Genomic DNA, 3,121 nt, shown 5'->3' on the forward strand with positions numbered 1-3,121 from the left:
AACCGCAAATCGCCTCGTCCTCACGAGCACAACCGGTGAACTTGCCATCTTTGCTGCAAATGAAATACAGGCGCTAACAGGATCAGCGGTTTATGTTCTTGATGGTGGTAATAAAGCTTGGATTGATGCAGGCTTAACTCTTGAAAGAGGTGCCACACACCTAGCGTCGCCTCCGCTGGACCGTTATAAACGCCCGTATGAAGGCACTAGCGTCGATCCAGCAGCAATGCAGGCCTATCTAGATTGGGAGTATGGCTTGGTTGAACAGCTAGGCAAGGATGGCACTCATCACTTCTGGGTTCTATAGTTGATATTGGTAGCGCAGTATTGGCGTTAGCAACTTAGAATGCCTTATGTATAAAACAACTGCAATGGTCATCTTATCTTTAGGTCTTTTAGCCTGCGAGAGGGAAACCTACACTACCTGGTCATGCATCGATAGCGCTGGAATCAAGTACTCGATGGTTCTCAAAAAAGCTCAAATGCAGTTTCAGGATCGTCAGTTTGATTACTGCGGCAGCTTGGGGCCTGTGAGCTATTTTGATGTGAAGTGCCCAGCTCAAATCCAAAGCTCTAGTAAAAGCTTCATACCTAGCTCTGGTCAATTAATTAGCAATGCCAATGAATTTCGGTGCAATGCCCTCTAAGAATCAAAACTCACTCAATCCAAAGAAGCTGTTGCTGACTAAGTGGACGGCAGTTAAACCTATTAATAAACGCAAACACTTTCTCGTTAGCAAGGTCATTATTCCGGAGCCACCTGAAATGCCTATTGAGTTCATTGAGCTAGAAGCCGTCTTTGACAAGAGTGTGCAAATCATTCCTTGGCGAGACCTCAAATTAACAGGGATCTGGCTTCAGGGCTGGGTGTAAAAAAGCCGTCATTGATTGACGGCTTTTTTATTAGCAACAGACTTAAAAATACTTACTTCGTTTTCTTCTTACTAGGAGATGAAGTTCTGAGATCCTCAATGTTTTTCTCAGCAGCATCAGCGACTTGGTTCACAATTTTTCGACCTTCTTTAAACATCTTTTGGCCGGCAGTGGACATGTCATGCACTACCTTAGATAACTTATCAGCATGACCTGGAATCTTATCTTCAACATCTTCAAGCCAACTGACTAAAGAGCTACGAACTTTTTCAAGATGCTTCTCAGTGCCATCTGCTGCGTCATCGCCAATCTCTTTCAGAACTGATTTCACTTTCTTCTGATAAACAGTTGCACGCTTAGCGGCTTCTTTTGCGGCAGATTCCTGAAGCTCTTTAAGCTTAACAAGATCGTTCTTAGCAGCTGACTTAGCACTCTCCATTGCATTTTTCATGCCCCACTGAATTTCCTCTAGATGGTGCGCACTGAGGTCCTTTGCGGCATCCAATAATTTATGGGAGTAATCAAATAACTCCTTTGCCTTCTCTTGTTGCCATGCTTGAATGTCTTTCTTGTCCATTACATTTCTCCTGTAGTTAAATTAGAGCAGTGAGCTATCGAAAACCCATACTTCCACTCTATACCCAAAATAAGAACTTGCCAATTCTCCCCCTTTATTGACATTAAATTGGCATTAAAATTAAGGTATGAGCGAAAGAAAAAACCCTTACGAGATTATTGGTGGTGCGGCAAAGGTTGAGGAGCTAGTTGACCGCTTCTATGATTTGATGGCGCTAGAGGAACCTTTCGCCGAGTTGCGGGCCATGCACTCGGAGGACCTGTCGAGCTCTAGAGATAAGCTCAAACTATTTTTATCGGGCTGGTTAGGTGGTCCAGATGTTTACTCGCCGAAGTATGGTCACCCCATGCTACGTGCCAGACACCTACCCTTCAAGATCGGCCTAAAAGAGCGTAATCAATGGCTTGCCTGCATGTATCGAGCCATGGAAGACTGCGGGATTGATGGTCAGATTGGTGCCCAGCTTGAGGAATCTTTTTTCAATACCGCAGACTGGATGAGAAACCAAGCAAACTAATGCACTGCTTGGTAGCTTGATCTAGATGGAATGTGCGCAGGCAAAACCACTAGCCCAAGCCCATTGAAAGTTATGGCCGCCAAGATGTCCAGTCACATCAACGCACTCCCCTATGAAATACAAGCCTGGGTGCTTACGAGCCATTAGAGTCTGGCCATCTAACTCTTTAGTATCTACACCACCCAACATCACTTCTGCTTTTTTCCAGCCCAGGGTGCCAGCTGGCTTTACCGACCAATTGGTAATCAATTCTTTGAGAGCTTGCCTATCCTTTTTAGAGACCTCAGCCCATTTTTTACCCAGGAGATTTTTTTGTTCTGCAAATGCCTTTGCCAAACGTAGTGGTATGACGGAGGCTAAGATATTTTCAGTCAACTTCAGTCGATTGTCTTCGTCATTAAATAATTCATCGCAACTGAAGCTCCCATCGACCTCGACTGCACCCAACCAATCAATATGAATAACTTCACCCTCAGTCCAGTAACTACTAGCTTGCAGGACTGCTGGGCCCGAGAGGCCTTTGTGAGTCAAGAGCAAGTCTTCATTAAAGCGGCAAGCACCATAACGATTGCCTTTTGATCCTGCGGCAATTCGAACCGGCAAACTGAGGCCAGATAAGGCCGTTAGATGATCAAATTCTCCAGAGGTAAAGGAGAGTGGCACTAATGCGGGGCGTGGATGGACTACATTCAATCCAAACTGCTTGGCGATATCTAAAGAGTATGCCGTGGCCCCAATAGCAGGGACTGGTAGGCCCCCTGTTGCCATGACCACAGAACGCGCGCGCTCAGTGCCAGCATTGGTTGTAACACTCCATATCCCTGCCTCATGAGAAATGGACTGCACTGTAACTGGATGACGAATATCAACATATCCCTTGGCGCATTCACTCAATAGCATCTCAATAATCTGCTTAGCAGAGTCATCGCAAAATAATTGCCCCTGATGTTTCTCGTGATAAGCAATTCGGTATGACTGTACGAGCTGAATAAATTCTTTTGCGGGATAGCGAGATAAAGCACTTTTTACAAAGTGCGGATTTAAGGAGAGAAAATTAGCTGGACTGCTGTGGAGATTGGTAAAGTTGCATCGCCCTCCGCCACTGATACGAATTTTTTCACATAAGACATCTGCATGGTCTAGTACTAAGACTT

The 3,121-nt window shown here is 45.1% G+C and carries 5 protein-coding genes and 1 pseudogene; 4 read left to right on the forward strand and 2 right to left on the reverse strand.

Annotated elements, in window-relative coordinates:
- The 3 genes and pseudogenes from B7X71_RS14230 to B7X71_RS14240 form a co-directional block, all read left to right on the forward strand.
- A pseudogene (locus B7X71_RS14230) lies at positions 1 to 307 on the forward strand (rhodanese-related sulfurtransferase); the annotation flags it as partial.
- Between the two features lie 46 nt (positions 308 to 353).
- Positions 354 to 647: a hypothetical protein gene (locus tag B7X71_RS14235; RefSeq protein WP_293601086.1), complete on the forward strand. Its 294-nt coding sequence runs from the start codon at positions 354 to 356 to the stop codon at positions 645 to 647.
- Positions 637 to 873 carry a TIGR02450 family Trp-rich protein gene (locus B7X71_RS14240; RefSeq protein ID WP_293598534.1) on the forward strand — a complete coding sequence of 79 codons (237 nt, stop codon included), beginning with the start codon at positions 637 to 639 and terminating at the stop codon, positions 871 to 873. Before B7X71_RS14235 ends, B7X71_RS14240 begins: the two co-directional genes overlap by 11 nt.
- A gap of 52 nt (positions 874 to 925) precedes the next feature.
- On the opposite strand, the gene B7X71_RS14245 is transcribed toward B7X71_RS14240, so the two are convergent.
- Positions 926 to 1,450, reverse strand: coding sequence for a phasin family protein (locus B7X71_RS14245; RefSeq protein ID WP_215301086.1), 525 nt, complete (start codon positions 1,448 to 1,450; stop codon positions 926 to 928).
- Positions 1,451 to 1,577: 127 nt separating this feature from the next.
- On the opposite strand from B7X71_RS14245, the gene B7X71_RS14250 reads away from it, so the two are divergent.
- Complete coding sequence (locus B7X71_RS14250; RefSeq protein WP_215301089.1) at positions 1,578 to 1,967, forward strand: group II truncated hemoglobin; 390 nt, start codon at positions 1,578 to 1,580, stop codon at positions 1,965 to 1,967.
- Positions 1,968 to 1,988: 21 nt separating this feature from the next.
- Here B7X71_RS14250 and B7X71_RS14255 read toward each other — a convergent pair.
- Positions 1,989 to 3,121 (reverse strand): aminoacetone oxidase family FAD-binding enzyme (locus B7X71_RS14255; protein WP_293601088.1); only part of this gene is annotated, 1,133 nt, incomplete at its 5' end.

The organism is Polynucleobacter sp. 39-46-10 (assembly GCF_002282275.1).

Excerpts from the sequence above, each read along its gene's own strand:
- B7X71_RS14250 (WP_215301089.1), top strand. The coding sequence starts at position 1,578 with ATGAGCGAAAGAAAAAACCCTTACGAGATTATTGGTGGTGCGGCAAAG.
- B7X71_RS14245 (WP_215301086.1), bottom strand. The coding sequence starts at position 1,450 with ATGGACAAGAAAGACATTCAAGCATGGCAACAAGAGAAGGCAAAGGAG.
- B7X71_RS14240 (WP_293598534.1), top strand. The coding sequence starts at position 637 with ATGCCCTCTAAGAATCAAAACTCACTCAATCCAAAGAAGCTGTTGCTG.
- B7X71_RS14235 (WP_293601086.1), top strand. The coding sequence starts at position 354 with ATGTATAAAACAACTGCAATGGTCATCTTATCTTTAGGTCTTTTAGCC.